This window comes from Streptomyces apocyni (assembly GCF_009739465.1).
Lineage (GTDB): Bacteria > Actinomycetota > Actinomycetes > Streptomycetales > Streptomycetaceae > Streptomyces > Streptomyces apocyni.
In genome coordinates this window covers 23,328-42,732 of record NZ_WHOM01000034.1, presented here as the reverse complement: position 1 = coordinate 42,732, position 19,405 = coordinate 23,328, and the positions used below count along the sequence as shown (strand labels likewise).

The 19,405-nt window shown below is 69.6% G+C and carries 13 protein-coding genes and 2 tRNA genes; 4 read left to right on the top strand and 11 right to left on the bottom strand.

Going from position 1 to position 19,405, the window contains the following annotated elements; all coding sequences use genetic code 11:
- Positions 1-5: 5 nt before the first annotated feature.
- Positions 6-1,553: a bifunctional tetrahydrofolate synthase/dihydrofolate synthase gene (gene folC, locus GCN81_RS02700; protein WP_156721799.1), complete on the bottom strand. Its 1,548-nt coding sequence runs from the start codon at positions 1,551-1,553 to the stop codon at positions 6-8.
- A gap of 145 nt (positions 1,554-1,698) precedes the next feature.
- Here folC and GCN81_RS02695 point away from each other — a divergent pair, with 145 nt between their 5' ends.
- Positions 1,699-2,442: a hypothetical protein gene (locus tag GCN81_RS02695; RefSeq protein WP_231626324.1), complete on the top strand. Its 744-nt coding sequence runs from the start codon at positions 1,699-1,701 to the stop codon at positions 2,440-2,442.
- 33 nt (positions 2,443-2,475) lie between these two features.
- Here the strand turns inward: GCN81_RS02695 and GCN81_RS02690 are convergent, their stop codons facing one another.
- Positions 2,476-5,103 carry a valine--tRNA ligase gene (locus GCN81_RS02690; RefSeq protein WP_156721798.1) on the bottom strand — a complete coding sequence of 876 codons (2,628 nt, stop codon included), beginning with the start codon at positions 5,101-5,103 and terminating at the stop codon, positions 2,476-2,478.
- A gap of 135 nt (positions 5,104-5,238) precedes the next feature.
- Between GCN81_RS02690 and GCN81_RS02685 the strand changes: the two genes are divergently transcribed.
- A complete protein-coding gene (locus GCN81_RS02685) occupies positions 5,239-6,282 on the top strand; it encodes a flagellar basal body-associated FliL family protein (RefSeq protein ID WP_156721797.1) in 1,044 nt (347 codons plus the stop codon).
- Between the two features lie 81 nt (positions 6,283-6,363).
- Here GCN81_RS02685 and clpX read toward each other — a convergent pair whose 3' ends face one another.
- The 5 genes from clpX to GCN81_RS02660 all read right to left on the bottom strand — a co-directional run bounded on the left by clpX (position 6,364) and on the right by GCN81_RS02660 (position 11,212).
- Positions 6,364-7,650, bottom strand: coding sequence for an ATP-dependent Clp protease ATP-binding subunit ClpX (gene clpX, locus GCN81_RS02680; RefSeq protein ID WP_156721796.1), 1,287 nt, complete (start codon positions 7,648-7,650; stop codon positions 6,364-6,366).
- Positions 7,651-7,841: 191 nt separating this feature from the next.
- Entirely contained in the window at positions 7,842-8,522 is a 681-nt protein-coding gene (locus tag GCN81_RS02675) for an ATP-dependent Clp protease proteolytic subunit (RefSeq protein ID WP_156721795.1), read from the bottom strand.
- Positions 8,523-8,570: 48 nt separating this feature from the next.
- Positions 8,571-9,176 carry an ATP-dependent Clp protease proteolytic subunit gene (locus GCN81_RS02670; RefSeq protein ID WP_197287451.1) on the bottom strand — a complete coding sequence of 202 codons (606 nt, stop codon included), beginning with the start codon at positions 9,174-9,176 and terminating at the stop codon, positions 8,571-8,573.
- Between the two features lie 364 nt (positions 9,177-9,540).
- On the bottom strand, positions 9,541-10,929 hold the full coding sequence (tig, locus tag GCN81_RS02665; RefSeq protein WP_156721793.1) for a trigger factor: 1,389 nt from the start codon (positions 10,927-10,929) through the stop codon (positions 9,541-9,543).
- A gap of 206 nt (positions 10,930-11,135) precedes the next feature.
- Positions 11,136-11,212 (bottom strand) — tRNA-Pro (locus GCN81_RS02660).
- A gap of 150 nt (positions 11,213-11,362) precedes the next feature.
- On the opposite strand from GCN81_RS02660, the gene GCN81_RS02655 reads away from it, so the two are divergent.
- Positions 11,363-11,436, top strand: a tRNA-Gly gene (locus GCN81_RS02655).
- A gap of 72 nt (positions 11,437-11,508) precedes the next feature.
- On the opposite strand, the gene GCN81_RS02650 is transcribed toward GCN81_RS02655, so the two are convergent.
- Both GCN81_RS02650 and GCN81_RS02645 read right to left on the bottom strand, forming a co-directional pair.
- Positions 11,509-11,874 carry a hypothetical protein gene (locus GCN81_RS02650; protein ID WP_156721792.1) on the bottom strand — a complete coding sequence of 122 codons (366 nt, stop codon included), beginning with the start codon at positions 11,872-11,874 and terminating at the stop codon, positions 11,509-11,511.
- A 165-nt stretch (positions 11,875-12,039) separates the two neighbouring features.
- Complete coding sequence (locus GCN81_RS02645) at positions 12,040-12,234, bottom strand: hypothetical protein (RefSeq protein WP_156721791.1); 195 nt, start codon at positions 12,232-12,234, stop codon at positions 12,040-12,042.
- Between the two features lie 565 nt (positions 12,235-12,799).
- Here GCN81_RS02645 and GCN81_RS02640 point away from each other — a divergent pair.
- The gene (locus tag GCN81_RS02640; protein WP_156721790.1) at positions 12,800-13,894 is read left to right on the top strand and encodes an acyltransferase family protein; all 1,095 of its coding nucleotides are present in this window, start codon (positions 12,800-12,802) and stop codon (positions 13,892-13,894) included.
- On the opposite strand, the gene GCN81_RS02635 is transcribed toward GCN81_RS02640, so the two are convergent.
- Both GCN81_RS02635 and eccCa read right to left on the bottom strand, forming a co-directional pair.
- Positions 13,881-15,344: a DUF6177 family protein gene (locus GCN81_RS02635; RefSeq protein ID WP_156721789.1), complete on the bottom strand. Its 1,464-nt coding sequence runs from the start codon at positions 15,342-15,344 to the stop codon at positions 13,881-13,883. The genes GCN81_RS02640 and GCN81_RS02635 overlap by 14 nt on opposite strands.
- A gap of 48 nt (positions 15,345-15,392) precedes the next feature.
- Complete coding sequence (gene eccCa / locus GCN81_RS02630) at positions 15,393-19,376, bottom strand: type VII secretion protein EccCa (RefSeq protein ID WP_156721788.1); 3,984 nt, start codon at positions 19,374-19,376, stop codon at positions 15,393-15,395.
- Positions 19,377-19,405 lie beyond the last annotated feature (29 nt).

The window sequence follows — 19,405 nt, the reverse complement described above, 5'->3', positions numbered from 1 at the left end:
TTTCGTTACCCCTTCCCCAGGAGCAGCCGGGCCTCGCCGACCGTGATCACGGACCCGGTGACCAGGACCCCGCCACCGGCGTACTCGCCCTCTTCCTCGGCGAGCGTGATCGCCGCCTCCAGCGCGTCGTCCAGCCGCGGCTCGACCTGCACCCGGTCGTCGCCGAACACCTCGACAGCGATCGCGGCCAGTTCGTCCGCGTTCACCGCGCGGTGGCTGGTGTTCTGCGTGATGACGATCTCCGCGAAGATCGGCTCGAAGGCCTCGAGCAGCCCACGGACGTCCTTGCCGTCGCTCGCCCCGACCACGCCGACCAGGCGGCTGAAGTCGAAGACCTCGCTGATCGCCGCGGCCGTGGCGCGCGCCCCGGCCGGGTTGTGCGCGGCGTCCAGCAGGACGGTCGGGGACTTGCGGACGATCTCCAGGCGGCCTGGCGAGACCACCGTGGCGAACGCCGAGCGAATCACCTCGACGTCCAGCGGCTCGACGCGCTGCGCCCCGACGCCGAAGAACGCCTCGACCGCGGCGAGCGCCACCGCGGCGTTGTGCGCCTGGTGGGCGCCGTGCAGCGGCAGGAAGATCTCCTCGTACTCCCCGCCGACCCCGCGCAGGGTCAGCAGCTGGCCGCCGACCGCGATCTGACGGGACACCACGCCGAACTCCATGCCCTCGCGGGCGACCGTGGCGTTGACCTCGACGGCCTTCTTGAGCAGCACCTGCGCGGCGTCCACCGGCTGCTGGGCCATGATCACCGTGGCGTCCTGCTTGATGATCCCGGCCTTCTCGACGGCGATCTCGGCGGGGGTGTTCCCCAGCCGGTCCGTGTGGTCCAGGTCGATCGGGGTGACCACGGCGACATCCGCGTCAATGACGTTGGTGGCGTCCCAGCGGCCGCCCATGCCGACCTCGACGACCGCGACGTCCACCGGGGCGTCCGCGAACGCGGCGTACGCCATGCCGGTGAGCACCTCGAAGAACGACAGCCGGTACTCCTGCTGGGCGTCGACCATCTCGACGTACGCCTTGATGTCGTCGTACGTCTCGACGAAGCGCTCGGCGCTGATCGGCACGCCGTCCAGGCTGATCCGCTCGGTGACCGACTGGACATGCGGCGAGGTGTACCGCCCGGTGCGCAGCTCGAAGGCGCCGAGCAGCGCCTCGATCATGCGGGCCGTGGACGTCTTGCCGTTGGTGCCCGTGAGGTGGATCGAGGGGTACGCCCGCTGCGGGTCGCCCAGCACGTCCATCAGGGCCTGGATACGGGTGACCGAGGGCTCCAGCTTGGTCTCACCCCACCGGGTGGCCAGCTCGGCCTCGACCGCGCGCAGCGCCCGGTCCACCTCGGGGTCATCGGGGCGGGCCGGGATGCCATCGCCCTGCGGCGGTCCCGCCTGGGTGCGCAGCGTACGGCTGCCGGCCTCGATCACCGCCAGGTCAGGGTCGCGCTGGGTCTCGGCCTCGACCAGGTCGTCGAACGCGTCGCCGTCACCGCCGGCACCGCCCTCGGCGAAGGGGTCGGGCTCACTGCTGTCGTGCGGGGGGAGCTCACTCACGTACGCCAGTCTACGGAGAAGGTCGGACAGGACGCTCGACCCGCCCCGTCCGGCCGTGCCGGGTGACTGACCCGTTCCGGCGACCGCCGCCCCGCGCACGGCGCGGCCTCATCAGGTAAACCGCATATAAGGGTGCAATAGGTGCATGTGGTATGCCCAGAGCTCCAGCCGCCGTACGCGGCAGATGATGGTCGATGGCGCGGTCCTGTCGTGGGCCGCACTGTGGGCCGTGGTCGCGGTCACCGCGTACCGGCTCGCTCAGCTTCTAGGCCAGCCCGCACCGGGCGGCACCGAGGGCGGCACCGAGGGGAGCCGCTTCAGCGCGGAACTGGCGGAGGCGGGAGTGACCGCCGCCAGGGTGCCGCTGGTCGGCGGCACGCTGGACGCGGCGCTGCGTGCGGTCGGGGGTGCCGGGGACCGGCTGGTGAGCGCGGGCGGTGGCGGGCCGCACCTGGTGGATGTGCTCGCCGCCACCGGAGCGCTCGCGCTCCTCGTCCTCCCGGTCGGCCTGGTGCTCACCGTGTGGCTGCCGCGACGGCTGCGCTGGAGCCGTCAGGCGGTCGCGGCGCGTGAGCTGGCCACCTCGGACGACGGCAGGGAGCTGCTCGCCCTACGGGCCCTGATGCGCCCTCTGGACGAGGTGGCCCGTACCGCCACCGCCCTCCCGGACGCGACCCCGGGGAGCCTCGCGGAGGGCTGGCGCGAGGGCGACCCCGACACGCTGGACGTGCTGGCGGAGGCGGAGCTGAGACGGCTTGGCCTGCGTCCGGCCTGGCCTTCCCCCGCCCCGCCCCTTCCCGTGCCCGTCACGGGCAGCAAGCCCCCAGAACCCAAGCCCCCAGAACCCCGATCGCCGGACCGGCTCGCGGTGAGCCCGTCCGGCGATTGAGGCGATTGAGGCGATGGACACGCGCGCCCGGGCCTACTCGGGCGGAAGCGCGGCCAGTTGCCCCTCGATACGGGCGATGTCCGCCTGAGCCTTGCTGAGGCGGGTGCGGATCTTCTCCACGACGTGGTCGGGGGCCTTGCCGAGGAACGCGTCGTTGCCCAGCTTGGCGGTCGCCGCCGCGACCTCCTTCTCGGCCGCCGCGAGGTCCTTGGCCAGCCGCTTGCGCTCGGCGGGGACGTCGATGGTGCCCGACAGGTCGAGCGCGACCGTGGCCCCCGCGACGGGCAGCGTCGCGGTCGGGCTGAAGGCGTCGCCCTCCGGCGTCAGACGCAGCAGCTGCCGGATGGCCGCCTCGTGCGCGGCCAGCGCCGTACCGTCCAGGGACAGCCGTGCCGGGACCTTCTGGCCCGGCTGGAGCCCCTGGTCGGCGCGGAAGCGGCGGACCTCGGTGATGACCTGCTGGAGGGTCTCGATCTCCTGCTCGGCGCCGGTGTCGCGGAAGCCACTGTCGGTCGGCCAGTCGGCGACGACGAGGGACTCGCGTCCGGTGAGCGTGGTCCACAGCGTCTCGGTGACGAACGGGACCACCGGGTGGAGCAGCTTGAGCGTGACGTCCAGGACCTCACCCAGGACGCGCTGGGACGCCTTGGCCGGTGCGCCGCCGGCCATGAACGTCGTCTTGGACAGCTCGACGTACCAGTCGAAGACCTCGTCCCACGCGAAGTGGTAGAGCGCCTCGCTCAACTTCGAGAACTGGTAGTCCTCGTAGAAGGCGTCGACCTCCGTGACGACCTGGTTGAGCCGCGACAGAATCCACCGGTCGGTCGCCGACAACTGCTCGGCGGGCGGCAGTTCGCCCTCCACCGTGGCGCCGTTCATCAGCGCGAAGCGCGTCGCGTTCCAGATCTTGTTGGCGAAGTTACGGGACGCCTGGACCCAGTCCTCGCCGATCGGGACGTCGGTGCCCGGGTTGGCGCCGCGCGCGAGGGTGAAGCGCAGGGCGTCCGAGCCGTAGCTGTCCATCCAGTCCAGCGGGTCGACGACGTTCCCGAAGGACTTCGACATCTTCTTGCCGTTCTCGTCCCGGACCAGTCCGGTCAGCGCGACGGTGTGGAACGGGGCCACGCCGTCCATCGCGTACAGGCCGAACATCATCATCCGGGCGACCCAGAAGAAGATGATGTCGTGCCCGGTGACCAGCACGTCGGTGCCGTAGAACTTCTCCAGGTCCGGAGTCTGCTCGGGCCAGCCCAGCGTCGAGAACGGCCACAGGCCGGAGGAGAACCAGGTGTCCAGGACGTCCGCGTCCTGGGTCCAGCCCTCGCCCGTCGGGGCCTCGTCGTCGGGACCGACGCAGACGACCTCGCCGTCGGGGCCGTACCAGACCGGGATGCGGTGGCCCCACCACAGCTGGCGTGAGATGCACCAGTCGTTGAGGTTGTCGACCCAGTCGAAGTACCGCTTCTCCAGCTCCTTGGGGTGGATCTGGACCCGGCCGTCGCGGACGGCGTCGCCCGCCTCCTTGGCGAGCGTCTCGACCTTGACCCACCACTGGAGCGACAGGCGTGGCTCGACGGTCGTCTTGCAGCGCGAGCAGTGCCCGACGGAGTGGGTGTACGGGCGCTTCTCGGCGACGACGCGGCCCTGCCCGCGCAGCGCGGCGACGATCGCGGAGCGGGCCTCGTAGCGGTCGAGACCCTGGAAGGGGCCGTGCGCGGTGATGACCGCGCGCTCGTCCATGATCGTCAGAGATTCGAGGCCGTGCCGCTGGCCGATCGCGAAGTCGTTCGGGTCGTGGGCGGGGGTGACCTTGACGGCGCCGGTGCCGAACTCGGGGTCGACGTGGGTGTCGGCGACGACCGGGATGGTCCGGTCGGTCAGCGGCAGCTTGATCCGCTTGCCGATCAGGTGCGCGTAGCGCTCGTCGTCGGGGTGGACGGCGACGGCCGTGTCGCCGAGCATCGTCTCGACCCGGGTGGTCGCGACGACCACGGTCTCGTCACCCTCGCCGTACTTGAGCGAGACCAGCTCACCGTCGTCGTCCTGGTAGTCGACCTCGATGTCCGAGATCGCGGTCAGGCAGCGCGGGCACCAGTTGATGATGCGCTCGGCGCGGTAGATCAGCTCGTCGTCGTACAGCTTCTTGAAGATCGTCTGGACGGCGCGGGACAGGCCCTCGTCCATGGTGAAGCGCTCACGCGACCAGTCGACGCCGTCGCCGAGGCGTCGCATCTGGCCGAGGATCTTGCCGCCGTACTCCTCCTTCCACTGCCAGACGCGGTCGACGAACTCCTCGCGGCCCAGGTCGTAGCGGGACTTGCCCTCTTCGGCGAGCTGCTGCTCGACCTTGTTCTGGGTGGCGATGCCCGCGTGGTCCATGCCGGGCAGCCAGAGCGCCTCGAAGCCCTGCATGCGCTTACGGCGAGTGAGCGCGTCCATCAGGGTGTGCTGGAAGGCGTGGCCCAGGTGCAGCGAGCCGGTGACGTTCGGCGGCGGGATGACGATGGTGTACGGCGGCTTGTCGCTCTTCGCGTCGGCGGTGAAGTAACCGCGCTCTACCCAGCGCTCGTACAGCGGCCCCTCTACCTCGGCCGGAGCGAAGGTCTTCGGCAGCTCGGGGGTGGGGGCGGGGGCTGTCTGATGCTGAGTGTTCTCGGTCACGGGCACAGTTTAGGGCTGTCACCGTCGTGTACCGAAACCAGATTCTCCGGTAACGGAGTGGCCCCCGCCACCCCACTCGGTCGGCGCGTCCGCGAGGATGTTCGGAACGCATAAGCATCTTGAGGGGACACAGAGATGAGCCACAACCAGCCGGGCCCGTACGGCGGCCAGCCTCAGCAGCCCGGACCGTACGGTCAGCCGGGGGCCCACGGCCAGCAGCCGCAGGCGCCCCAGCCCGGCTACGGCTATCCGCAGCAGCAGCCCCAGCCGGGCTACGGCTACCCGCAGCAGGCCCCGCAGGGCGGCGTGCCGCAGCAGGACCCGTACGGGCAGCAGCAGGGCGGCTACAGCCAGCCTCAGCAGCCCGGCCCCGCGTACGGCCAGCAGGCACCCTACGGCCAGCAGCCTTACGGCCAGCAGGCACCGTACGGCCAGGCGCCGCCGCCCCCGCCGGCCGGTGGCGGCAGCGGCAAGAAGACCGGGCTGATCATCGGCGCCGTCGTGGCGCTCGCCGCGATCGGCGGCGGAGTCTGGTACTTCATGAGCGGCAGCGAGGGGAACGGCGCCGTGGCCGACGACACCAAGGGATACAAGGTGATCGTCCCGGACAAGATCGGCGAGTTCGAGAAGCAGACCGGCAACGCCGACAAGCCCGTCGGCAGCGAGGAGAAGGCGGAAGCCGAGGCCGTGGGGATCACGAACCCCCGCGAGGCCGAGGGCACGTACGCGAAGGACAAGGTCGCCAAGCCCACCAACGCCGCGGACGCCCTGAAGGGCACGCAGCTGAACTTCAACGGGCTCTGGGGCGACGTCTCCGACCCGGAGAAGGCGCTCGACAGCTACTTCTCGAAGGAGCGGCTGGAGGAGAAGCAGAAGAAGAGCTCCGGCGGCATGAAGGTGGAGCTGGTCGGCGACCTCAAGGAGGTCAAGCCCAGCGGCTTCGAGGGCGCCCTGATGAAGTGCCAGGACGTCAAGATGACGAACACCAGCGGGAATTCCAAGCCTGGCATGCCGGAGACGATCGAGACGCCGATCTGCGCCTGGGCCGACTACAGCACCGTCGGCTCGGTACAGGGCGTCAAGATGGCGAGCATCCTCAGCGGCTCGACGGGATACACCCAGTCGGAACTCGCGGACCTGACCGCCGAGGTCTACAAGGCGGTGCGCGAGAAGGCATAGCGACCGCGTAGACAACGTGGACAACGCGTAGGGGCGCCACCCGGCCGGGTGGCGCCCCTACGCGTTGCTTACCAAGTGCCGCTACGCGCTCTTCTCGTGGCGGCCGTCGTTCTTGCCGACGATCCTCGGCACCAGCGTCGGGTTCACGTTGGAGCGGACGACGTCCGCCGTGATGACGACGCGGGCCACGTCCTTGCGGGACGGGACCTCGTACATCACCGCCTGCAGGACCTCTTCCATGATGGCGCGCAGGCCGCGCGCGCCGGTCTGGCGGAGGATGGCCTGGTCCGCGATGGCCTCCAGCGCCTCGCGCTCGAAGTCCAGCTCCACGCCGTCGAGTTCGAACAGGCGCTGGTACTGCTTCACCAGCGCGTTGCGCGGCTCGACCAGGATCTGGAGCAGGGCCTCACGGTCGAGGTTGTGGACCGAGGTGATGACCGGGAGGCGGCCGATGAACTCGGGGATCATCCCGAACTTCACCAGGTCCTCCGGCATGACGTCCTCGAACTGGTCCTTCTCCTCCCGCTCCCGCTTGGAGTGGATCGTGGCGCCGAAGCCGATGCCCTTGGCACCGGCGCGGCCTTCGATGATCTTCTCCAGGCCCGCGAAGGCGCCGCCCACGATGAACAGGACGTTCGTCGTGTCGATCTGGATGAACTCCTGGTGCGGGTGCTTGCGGCCGCCCTGGGGCGGTACGGAGGCGGTGGTGCCCTCCAGGATCTTCAGCAGGGCCTGCTGCACGCCCTCGCCGGAGACGTCGCGCGTGATCGACGGGTTTTCGCTCTTACGGGCGACCTTGTCGATCTCGTCGATGTAGATAATGCCCGTCTCGGCCTTCTTGACGTCGTAGTCCGCCGCCTGAATCAGCTTGAGCAGGATGTTCTCGACGTCCTCGCCGACGTAGCCCGCTTCGGTGAGCGCCGTGGCGTCGGCGATGGCGAACGGGACGTTCAGCATCCGGGCCAGGGTCTGGGCCAGGAGGGTCTTGCCGGAGCCCGTGGGGCCCAGCAGGAGGATGTTGGACTTCGCCAACTCGATGGCGTCGTCGCGTCCCTGGGCGCCGCCGTTCTCGCCGGCCTGGACGCGCTTGTAGTGGTTGTACACCGCGACCGAGAGGGCCTTCTTCGCGGGCTCCTGCCCGACGACGTACCCCTCAAGGAACTCGTAGATCTCACGAGGCTTGGGGAGTTCCTCCCACTTCACCTCGCTGTTCTCGGCGAGTTCCTCCTCGATGATCTCGTTGCAGAGGTCGATGCACTCGTCGCAGATGTACACACCGGGGCCTGCGATGAGCTTTTTGACCTGCTTCTGACTCTTCCCGCAGAACGAGCACTTGAGCAGATCGCCGCCGTCACCGATGCGTGCCACGAGGTGCTTCCCCAATCGCCTGGGAGTCGCCAAGTTCGGCGGCTCCTGGTGCCTCTATCCGACGGTACCTTGCCGGGCCCTCCGTTCGGGCCCCCCTTGGCCCGGTTCACTTTGACACGCACCATCAGGTGAACCTGTCGTGAACCGTGCCAAGGGGAGGCAGGTGCCGCTGTGCCGCGTCAGGCGACGGCTCAGACGACCGCGCCGTTGTTCATCTTCCGGGTCGAGATGATCTGATCGATCAGCCCGTACTCCAGCGCGTCCTCGGCGGTGAGGATCTTGTCGCGCTCGATGTCGTCACGGATCTTCTCGATCGGCGTCTTGGAGTGCTTGGCCAGCATCTCCTCCAGCTGCGAACGCATCCGAAGGATTTCGTTCGCCGCGATCTCCAGGTCGGAGACCTGGCCACGGCCGGTCTCGCTGTACGGCTGGTGGATCAGCACGCGGGCGTTCGGCAGCGCCATGCGCTTGCCCGGCGTGCCAGCGGCCAGCAGCACCGCGGCGGCCGACGCGGCCTGGCCCATGCAGACCGTCTGCACGTCGGGCTTCACGAACTGCATCGTGTCGTAGATGGCCGTGAGCGCCGTGAAGGAGCCGCCGGGGCTGTTGATGTAGATCGAGATGTCGCGGTCCGGGTCCATCGACTCCAGGCACAGCAGCTGCGCCATCACGTCGTTGGCGGACGCGTCGTCGATCTGCACGCCGAGGAAGATCACCCGCTCTTCGAAGAGCTTCGCGTACGGGTCGTACTCGCGCACGCCCTGCGAGGTGCGCTCGACGAAGCGCGGGATGACGTAGCGCGACTCGGCGCGCGGGCCGGTGTACTCGGCCTGAGCGCGCTCGAAGAGGCCGCTGCCGGGAAAGTCGTTCACTGTGGGTCTCCTGAAGGGGGCTGGGGGTCGGCTCGGGGCGCTGGGGGCTCAGGCCCCGGTGCCGCCGCCGCCCGGTACGCCTGCGGCCGTGGGCATGACCTCGTCGATCAGGCCGTACTCCTTGGCCTCCAGCGGGTCGAACCAGCGGTCGCGGTCCGAGTCGCGGGTGACCTGCTCGACGGTCTGCCCGGTGTGGAAGGCGGTCAGCTCCGCCATCTTCTTCTTGGTCAGCAGCAGCCGCTCCGCGTGGATCTTGATGTCCGACGCCGAACCGGCGAGGCCGGCGGAGGGCTGGTGGATCAGGATCTCGGAGTTCGGGAGCGCGAAGCGCTTGCCCGGCGTGCCCGCGCTCAGCAGGAACTGGCCCATCGAGGCGGCCATACCCATGGCGATCGTCACGACGTCGTTCTTGATGTACTGCATCGTGTCGTAGATCGCCATGCCAGCGGTGATCGAGCCGCCAGGGCTGTTGATGTAGAGGTAGATGTCCTTGTCCGGCTCCGCGGCCAGGAGCAGCAGCTGCGCGGTGATCTTGTTGGCGATGTCATCGTCGACCTGCTGGCCGAGGAAGATGATCCGCTCGCCGAGCAGTCGGTTGTAGACCTGGTCGCCGAGGCCACCACCGATGGAAGGCTCGCCGGCGGCGGAGGGCATCAGATTCGTCACGTATCCACCTGCTCGTCTTGCGACGGTGTTGGGCCGTCTCACGTCTTCGGTCGGGGCCTGGACTCCCCGCGTCGCGCCGCCTCAGGCGGCTTCGGGGACTCCCCTGCCCTCGTAGTTATGGACCCTAACGCGCAGGCAGGCGGGAGCCATCCCGCACAGGGAACTGTTCGCTGTGAGCGCAGGGTCACCGAGGCAGATCTCAGGGCTGTCGGCCGGGCCTGATGGCGGTACTTCGCGGGTGCCGGGTACGGCGCGGTGTGCCGGGTACGGCGAGGGCCCCGGGGCGCGTAGTGCGTCCCGGGGCCCTCGTACGTGATCAGGCCCTAGGCGAGATCGGGGGTCGGTCGGAGGCTCAGGCCTCCTTCTTCTCCTCGGCCTTGTCGCCAGCCTTGTCGTCGGCCTGCTCGGCGGCGGCCTCGGCCTCGACCTCGTCGTCCGAAAGGTCGACGAGCTCGCCGTTGGTGTCCTTGACCGTGGCGGCCTCCACGACGACCGCGAGGGCCTTGCCGCGGGCGACCTCGCCGACGAGCATCGGCACCTGGCCGCCCTCGACGACAGCCTGGGCGAACTGGTCGGGGCTCATGCCGGAGGACTGGGCACGCCGCATGAGGTGCTCGGTGAGCTCCTCCTGGTTGACGTTCAGCTTCTCCTTGTTGACGAGCTCGTCCAGGACGAACTGCGTCTTGATGCCCTTGACCGCCTGCTCGCTGGTCTCGGCGTCGAACTCCTCGACCGTCTTGCCCTGGATCTTGAGGTAGCCCTCGAGGTCCATGCCCATCTGGGCGAGCTGGTGGTTCTCCAGGTTGTGCTTGCGGGTGTTGACCTCGTCCTCGAGAAGCTTCTCGGGGACGGGGACCTCGACCAGCTCGAGAAGCTTCTCGAGCACCCGCTCCTGGGCCTGGGTGGCCTGGTCGTACTGCTTCATGTTCTCGAGGCGCTTGCGGCTGTCAGCCTTGAGCTCGTCCAGGGTGTCGAACTCGCTGGCCAGCTGCGCGAAGTCATCATCCAGCTCGGGCAGCTCGCGGGCGGCGATCTGGGTGACCTTGACGGTCACCTCGGCCTCCTTGCCCTCGGCGCTGCCGCCCTTGAGCTCGGAGGTGAAGGTGGTCTCAGCCCCGGCCTCCAGGCCGGTCACGGCCTCGTCGATGCCCTCGAGGAGTTCACCGGAGCCGATGGTGTACGAGACACCCTCGGCGACACCGTCGGGCAGGACCTCGCCGTCGACCTTGGCCTGCAGGTCGATGGTGAGGACGTCGCCCTCGGCGGCGGCACGCTCGACCGGGCTGGTGGAGGCGAAGCGCTCACGGAGCTGCTCCACCGACTTCTCGACGTCCTCGTCGGTGACCTCTACGGCGTCGACCTCGACCTCAATGCCGGAGTAGTCCGGGATCTCGATCGTCGGGCGGATGTCGACCTCGGCGGTGAAGGCCAGCAGCTCGCCGTCCTTCAGCTCGGTGATGTCGACGTCGGGCTGACCGAGTACGTTCAGCTCACCTTCGTTGACCGCCTCGGTGTAGAACTTCGGGAGGGCGTCGTTGACGGCCTCCTCCAGCACCGCACCGCGGCCGAACCGCTGGTCGATGACGCGGGCCGGGATCTTGCCCTTACGGAAGCCCTTCACCGTGACCTGCTGGTTGATCTTCTTGTACGCCGCGTCGAGGCTGTCCTTGAGCTCCTCGAAGGGCACCTCGACAGTGAGCCGAACCCGAGTCGGGTTCAGGGTCTCCACGGCGCTCTTCACGGTTCGGTCTCCTTGTGGCTGACTGCTTTGGGTTCTGCTGAGCCAGAGAGCTGCAGCGGATTAGCGTCGCCCGGAAGACACTGGGATCAGAACGGATCAGAACAGAGACACACGGGCGCGCAGCTTGCATAGTAACCGCAGCAGGTACGCGCCCCAAAAAACGATCCAGCGATCTTGCTTGCCGGAGCCCGAGCTGGTCGAGCTGGTGGTCGGGGTGGCGGGATTTGAACCCACGGCCTTCCGCTCCCAAAGCGGACGCGCTACCAAGCTGCGCCACACCCCGTCGGTGCGACACGTAGGGTACATGCCCGCAGGCGATGCGGCCTCCGCATTGACGGGGGTGTGCGCCGCGGGGCGTTGACCCGCTACGATGCTCTCCGTGCCGCGGTCCACGTACCGGTCTTCAGCCAGTCGTGACCTGCGGTCCGCATATGCGGGTGTAGCTCAATGGTAGAGCCCCAGTCTTCCAAACTGGCTACGCGGGTTCGATTCCCGTCACCCGCTCCACACGACTCAGGGCCAGGTCAGAGGACATTTCCTCGCCTGGCCCTGATCGCGTTCTGGAGGCCGGGATCAGCTTTATTCCTCAGAGGTGCGGGGGGCGTGGCCGCACAGTTCGCGGAACTTGTCCTTCTCGGCCTCGGTGTAGTGCTCCGCGCCGTAGGTCTCGCCCGCGCAGTAGTTGAGCTCGAACCGCTCGCTGTCCTCGCGGGCGGACAAAGCCATGCTGACCTGCGCCCACGCTATGACGACCAGCGCGAGCAGAGTCGTCAGATAGAGGAAGGCGGCCGCCTTGCCCTTGATGACGGGAACGGTGATCGTGTCCGCTTTGGGCGCGGGCTGGTGCGGAGCGGCCAGGTAAGCGGGTGGGGCAGGCGGGGCGATGGGCTGCTGAGGGTCCGGGGTGATCTGACCGTAGACGGGAGGCCGGTCGTTGGTGGTCACGTTGTGTCCTCAAGTGCGGGTGCTACCGGTGGTGTTACCGGCACGTCGACAAAAACGCCAATCTACTACGCCCGTTCCTCACCGATTCCGGTCTCGGATCTCCCGGTCGTACACGGCCTGCGGCCGCAGGCCTCCGGCCCCGGTCCCGGTCCCGTCAGCGGCTGGTCAGAAGGTGATCTCGTTGATGGTGTCCGCTATCGAGTTGAGGAAGCGGTTGACCGAGGGCGCCATGTCGGTCGAGGCCAGGAAGAAGCCGAAGAGGATCGCGACGATCGCGGGCCCCGTCTTGATCGACCCCCCACGGATCAGCACCACCAGGATGATCCCCAACATCAGCACCACTGACAGTGAAATGGCCACACTGATCACACCTTAGGTCGGTCCGCTCTCCCGGCCCGGAGGTGCACGGCCCCCGCACGCCCCCGCCCACACCATCGTGCCACCAACTCGCCCGCCGTATGCGGCACCTGACACATCACCTGACCACCGCACACGCCGGGTGCCGCCGATACGGGAGGGACCGGCGGGGGGCGAGGGGCCAGGGGTACTCGTACGGGACCTCCGTACGCACGCTTGTGCGGAGCTTTGCGCAGAAATTCGAATTTCTTCGATTGTGCTGATGATATTGAACCGCCCCGCCCGTTTCGCCACACACACATCGTGTTCGTCATGCATTCGAATTGTTGGTGCGCACACAGTCGGGCCCGCACTCGGGTCCGCAGCCGGGACATATCACCGGAGTCCCCCGCAGGCGCTATGCCCGTATCAACCGGCACGAGAGCGCAGAAAACGGTCACCCTGCTGGTTCCGCTCACGGGAACAGATCGCTATGTCGACGTCACCTGAGCCGCAATGTGAGGGCCGCATAAACAGACCCTGTGAGGCCGTTTTACGAATTCCCATTCGCGGGGCTAGGGTGCCTCAGATGTTCCACGCCGCCACTACCACCGCAGTGAAGAACACCGAGCGGCCGCGGATCGCCTCCCCCAGTTCCCGGGGCGATGTCCGGGGCGCCGAACCCGTCAAGCAGCGGGACGCGTACTTCGACAACGTCAAGTATCTGGCCATCGTGCTGGTGGGCATGGGCCACGGCTGGCAGCCCCTGACGGCCGACAGCCGTGCCGCCGAAGCGCTCTACATGACCGTGTACGCGTTCCACATGCCGGCCTTCATCCTGATCTCCGGCTACTTCTCCCGCAGTTTCGACATGCGGCCGGACCGGCTCAAGCGGCTGGTGACCGGAGTGCTGGTCCCCTATGTGGTGTTCGAGGTCGCGTACAGCCTCTTCAAGCGATGGGCTGACGACGCTCCGGGCCAGCCGATCAGCCTGCTCGACCCCTGGTATCTGACCTGGTTCCTGGCCGCGCTCTTCATCTGGCGGCTGACCACCCCGCTGTGGCAACTGGTGCGCTGGCCGGTGCCGCTGTCACTCGCCATCGCCGTACTGGCCTCCCTGTCACCCAGCATCGGCAACGACCTCGACCTGCAACGGGTGCTGCAGTTCCTGCCGTTCTTTGTCGTCGGCCTGTTCCTGAAGCCCGAGCACTTCCAGTTGGTACGCCGCCGTGAGGTGCGGCGGCTGTCCGTACCGGTCTTCGCGTGCGCGGTGGCGTTCGCGTACTGGGCCGCGCCGCGGATGAACGTCGAGTGGTTCTACCACCGGGACAGCGCCCAGGAGCTGGCCGCTCCGTGGTGGAGCGGCGTGCTGATGACCCTCGGTTTCTTCGTCTGCTCCATGGTGCTGGTCGCCTGCTTCCTGGCCTGGGTACCCCGGCGGCACATGTGGTTCACGGTGCTGGGGGCGGGCACGCTGTACGGCTATCTGCTGCACGGCTTCCTCGCCAAGGGCTCCCGCTTCTGGGACTGGTACGACCTGGAGTGGCTGCACACGCCGCTGGGTGCGATCTTCGTCACGGCCGTGTCGGGGGTGGTGGTGACCCTGCTGTGTACGGCGCCGGTCCGGCGGCTGTTCGGGTTCGCGGTGGAGCCGCGGCTGGACTGGGCGTTCAAGCGCCGTTGAGGTGCCGGACCAGCCGCTCGAAGTCCGCCCAGCCGGACAGGTCGGACGGGTCGCCGGGCAGCGGGTAGTACAGCCCGTGCCGGGCGGCCGGTCCGAGCTGGGCGGGGGCGGCGGCCAGTGGCGTACGACGGGCCCGGTCGCCCGGCAGGGCGCGTACCTCGTCCACACCGAGCGCGAAACCGGCCGGAACCGCGGGCGGCTCGAAACGCGGCGGCACGGACAGGTCGCGGCGGGCCTTGCGGATCTGGGCCAGCAGCGAGCGCAGGTCATGGCGGGTGGCCAGGGCCTCGGCGGCTTTCGGGAGGGCGGCGAGCGGGGGTTCCTCGCCCGGTCCGTATCCGAAGGTGACCGTGACCTCCTCCTCCACGCCCGCGTCGGTGCGGCTGACCCGCAGCGTGGCGAGGCCGGGTCTGGCCGGGTCGCCGACCACCACCAGCCAGGTCGGCTCGGGCGCCCGGTCGCGGGCCAGGTCGGTCAGCTGCCGTAGGGACCACGGGGTGTTCGCGGGTTCGGCGGTGCCCCAGCCAGCCGGGGGCCCACCGGTGAGCTCACGCCAGACGGCCTCCAGGGCGCCGCCGAGCACCAGGCGTTCGTCGGCGGGGTGCACCGTACGGAACGAGAGGGTGAGCTGCCGCTCGCCTGTGTCGCGGATGTCCTCCTGGAAGGACTCGGCCACCGGAGTGCCGCCGTCCGCCTCTCCGTCCGCCTCGCCGACCGCCGCACCGCGGGGCACCGGCTGGAACATGCCGTCCTGCCAGCTCAGTACGGCCCCGGAGAGACCGTCGTAGTATCCGCGTCGGGCGTCCCGTACCACCCAGCGCGAAGGCCAGCCGCCGAGCGCGTCACGTACGGCCTGGGTGAGCCGGGCGCCTGGCGGGCTGACGATCTGCAGGCCGATCCCGGCGGCGGCCGTGGCGCTGAGCGCGTCGGAGAGCCAGGCCGTCATCGCGACGACGGGACGGTCCTGGATGACGACGGCCGCGCGTTCGGTGAGTACGTCGACGGCGGGCTGCGCGGCGGCCGGAGCGGTCACCGCGCTCACCCCGGAGGAGGCCACCACGTCCAGCCCGCCCGCGGCCTCGGGCGGCCAGACACCGCCACCGAGCAGCGCGACGACGCGGGCCGCGAAGGCCCCTGCCAACTGCTCGGCCTCGCCGACCCCGGTGCTGGCGCGGGCCTCGGTCCACCAGAAGGGCACGGGGGGCATGGCGGGCGCATCAGGTGCGTGGGGCGCGGCGGCGCCCAGCAGCCGCTCCGCCTCGCCCTCGACCTGGACGAACAGGGGCGCCTCGATGGAGACCAGCGGCCGCCCCCGCTCGTCGCAGAGCTGGACCACGGCTCCGTCGCCCGCGGCCCGTACCAGCTTGTCGGGGCCACCGGCGAGCAGACCCGCGAGCACGCTCCACGGGTCGGGCATGGTCGGGGTGAGGACGGTGACGTCCTTGGTCATGGCAGGTCAGTCCTTGCTCGGCACAGCTCGGTTCTTGGTCATCGCAGGTCAGTCCTTGCTCGCGTGGACCGTCTGGATCAGTCGGTTCGGTTCGCCACGCCGGACGAACACCCCCCGTCCGGTGGGCTGCTGGGACGCGTACACGCCGGGGAACAGCTGGCCCTCGCCGCGGTCGCCGGTCATCACCAGGGCCGACGCGCCCGATTCGCGCAGGCCCTGCACCACCGGCTCGTACAGCCCGCGCGACGCCCCCGCGACGCGGCGGGTGAGCACGAAGTGCAGGCCGATGTCGACCGCGGAGGGGATGTACGGCAGGAACGGCGCGAGCGGCTGCTGGCCCGCGGTCGTCAGGACGTCGTAGTCGTCGACGAGGATCACGATGCGCGGCCCGGAGCCCCAGCTGCCCGGCTCCAGCTGCTCACCGTCGGCGGCGTCGTCCGGCATCCGCTTCTCCAGCTCGGTGGCGATACCGGCCGAAAGAGCGGCGCACAGCTTGGCGTTGTGGGCGTAGCCGCCTCGGTACTCCTCGGGGATCGCGCCGCGCAGCCCACGGCGCGGGTCCATCACACCGAAGACCAGATCGTCCTCGCCGTAGCGCTCGATCAGCCCGTCGGCTATCACCCGCAGCAGGTTGGTCTTGCCGCACTCGCTGTCCCCCATGATCAGCAGGTGCTGGTCATGGGCGAAGAGGTCGAGGTGCACGGGGGCCAGGGCGCTCTGGTCCAGGGCGATCGGTACGCGGCGTGGTTCGGCCGCGGGGCCCGGCAGCAGGTGCGGCTCCAGCAGGTGCGGCAGCACCCGTACGGGCTGGGCGACTTCGCCGGTCCAGGTGGCGCGGACGGTACGGACGGTGCGCTCCAGGACCGTGCCGAGGTCGGACGCGTCGGCGATGGCGTCCGTACGGGGCAGGGCGACCTGGGCGAAGAGCTTGCCGTCGGTGAGGGCGCGGCCGCGCTCGTCGGGGGCCAGGGTCTCGGCCAGCTTGCGGTCGACGCTGGACTCGGTCGCGTCGTTCAGGCGCAGCTCGACGCGGGTGCCGAAGGTGGACTGGGTGGCGATCCGTACGTCGTTCCAGCGGAGCATCGAGGCCACGACGTGGACGCCGTAGCCGCCGCCGCGCTTGAGGAGGTCGACGACCGCGTCGTCCAGCTCCTCGAAGTCGTCGCGCAGCGCGCCGAATCCGTCGATCAGCAGCACGATCTCGGTGGAGGCGAGCTCGTCGATCCGGCCCGCCGCGCGCAGATCGCGCAGCTGGTCGACGGAGTCGATGCCGTGCTCGCGGAACAGCTCCTCGCGCGCGGCCAGCATGGTGCGTATCTCCTCGACCGTGCGCGCGGCGCGCTCCCGGTTGGCGCGGCCCGCGACGCCGCCGACGTGCGGCAGTCCGGTGAGTGCCTGGAGTCCGCCGCCGACCAGGTCCAGGCCGTAGACGCCGACCTCGCGTGGGGTGTGGGTGAGGGCGAGGGACAGCGCGAGGGTGCGCAGGAAGGTGGTCTTGCCGGACTGCGGGCCGCCGATGATCGCGGCGTGGCCGCCCGCCGTGGTGAGGTCGAGGTACCAGCGGCCCTGCCACTGCTTGGCCGGGTCGTCCAGCAGCCCGACGGGCACGCGCAGCGGGCCGCCGCGCCCGGCGAGCTGCATGCCGCGGGCCCCTCCGACGTCCAGTGGGCCCGCGACCTTGTCGAGGGTGATCGCGTCGGGCAGCGGCGGCAGCCAGATGCGGCGTACCGGGTCGGCGGCGTCGGTCAGTTGGTCCACCATGACGCCGAGTTCGGTGGGGCCGGTCTCCCGGCGGCGTACCGTCTGTTCGCCCCCGTGCGCGGAACTCTCGGGCTCGGTGAGGGTGTTGAAGGCGTCGTACGGGAGCGCGAGTGGTCCGGTGTCCTCGGTCTCGCGCGTGACCGGGCCACGGTAGGCGCCCGAGACGTAGCTCGCCTTGAAGCGTTCGTACGCCGAGGTGTCGACCTTGAGGTAGCCGAAGCCGGGCAGCGGCGGCAGGTGGAAGGCGTCCGTGGTGTCCAGGACCGTACGTGACTCGTCGGCGGAGAACGTGCGCAGGCCGAGCCGGTACGAGAGATAGGTGTCCAGGCCCTTGAGCTTGCCGCCCTCGATGCGCTGGCTGGACAGCAGCAGGTGGACGCCGATGGACCGGCCGATCCGTCCGATGGAGAGGAAGAGGTCGATGAAGTCCGGTTTGGCGGTGAGGAGTTCGCCGAACTCGTCGATGACGACGAAGAGGTGTGGGAGCGGGTCGAGGTCGGGGCGCTCGCTCGCGCGCAGGGCCGCGTAGTCGCCGATGTCGGCGACGTTGCCCGCGTCCTTGAGTACCTGCTGGCGGCGCTTGACCTCTCCGGCGAGGCTCGCGTGGACCCGTTCCACCAGGCCCGCCTGGTTCTCCAGGTTGGTGATGACGCCCGCGACGTGCGGCAGTCCGGCGAACGGCGCGAAGGTGGCGCCGCCCTTGTAGTCGACCAGGACCAGGGCGAGGTCATCGGGCGGGTGCGTGGCGACCAGGGCGAGTACGAGCGTACGCAGCAGCTCGGACTTTCCGGAGCCGGTAGCGCCGACGCACAGGCCGTGCGGGCCCATGCCCAGTTCGGACGACTCCTTGAGGTCGAGCAGCACGGGCTCGTGGGAGTCGCTGATGCCGATCGGGACACGCAGGAAGGCGCGTTCACCGCGCGGGGCCCACAGCCGTTTGAGATCCAGGTCTGACGCGTCGTCGATGCCGAGGAGTTCGGCGAAGTCGACGGGTCCGGACAGCGGCGCGTCGACCAGCGACTCGGCGGAGAGCCTGAGCGGGGCGAGCATCCGGGCGATGCCGTCGGCGCCGGGGACGGTGACCTCGTCGACCGTGCCGTGGGCGGTGACGGGCTGGTCGGGATCGCGCAGGTCCTCGATGCGGACCTGGTCCCCGTCGACGGTGATACGGACGGACACCTGGCCGGGCTCCTGGACGCGCTCGGCGAGCAGGTGGAGCACGGTGACGCCCATCTCGCGCAGGCCGACCGCGTCGTCGGGGCGCGGGAGTTCGGCGGCGTCGTCGCCGTGGCCGTCGCTGACGACCAGCAGCCGCGAGGTCATCGCCAGGGCGTCCCGGCCGGACAGGCCACGGCGTACCTCGGCGGCGTAGGAGGCGCGGCGGCGCAGCTCGGGTCCGATACGGCGGGCGAGTTGGGCCGGGGACGGGGCGATGCGGCGGGCGGCGACCGGGCCGTCGAGCTGCTCTGGGTCGAGGAGATGGGGCAGCCACTTGGCCCATTCCCAGTCGGCCAGGTGCTCGCCGGGTACGGCGACGGCCATCGCCACGTCGTCCGGCGCGTGGGTGGCAGCGGCCTGGACGAGGAGCGCGCGCACCAGGCGCAGCGCGTCCTCGCGCGGCCCGACGACGCTGACGTCGCCGACGCGGTCGAGCGGGACGGTGAGCGGGAGTTCGGTGCCGTCGCGGAAGCGGGCGCGCAGTGCCGAGGCCTCGTTGAGCATGAAGCGGTCGGGCGGCGTGAGGACCGTCGAACTCTGCTCGCCGATCCTGATGTCCCGTACCGGCATCTCACCGGTGCCGACGCGGACCCGGAGGAAGTCGCCGTCCGTGCGGCGCCGCTCCCACAGGCGAGCCGGGTCGCGGACGATGTCGTACAGCGCGTCCGGTGGCGGGTTGAGGACCCGCGCCCGGTCGCGGCGCTCACGCTCCTCGTCGGTCAGCTCCTCGCGCAGGTCCTCCAGGTACTCCAGATAGGCCTCGCGCTGGGTGCGGCGGGTGCGCTGGGCCTTGCCGCGCTGGGAGAAGACCAGGGCGAGGGAGCCGATGACGGTGACGATGAGGATCAGCGCGCCGATCGCGGCGAACTGGCTATTGCGCAGCACCGTCATCATGACGACGGAGGACATCACTCCGGCGACGGGCAGCAGCGACGTCGCGATGTTGCCCGCCTTGCCCTCGGGGAGGTTGGGCGGTGCCTCGATGGTGCGGGGCTCGGGGGTGGCCGCGGGGCGGGTGGTCCTGGCCGGGCGGTGGATCAGTCGCGTACTCATGTCGATGTCGCTGTCACTGTCGCTGTCAC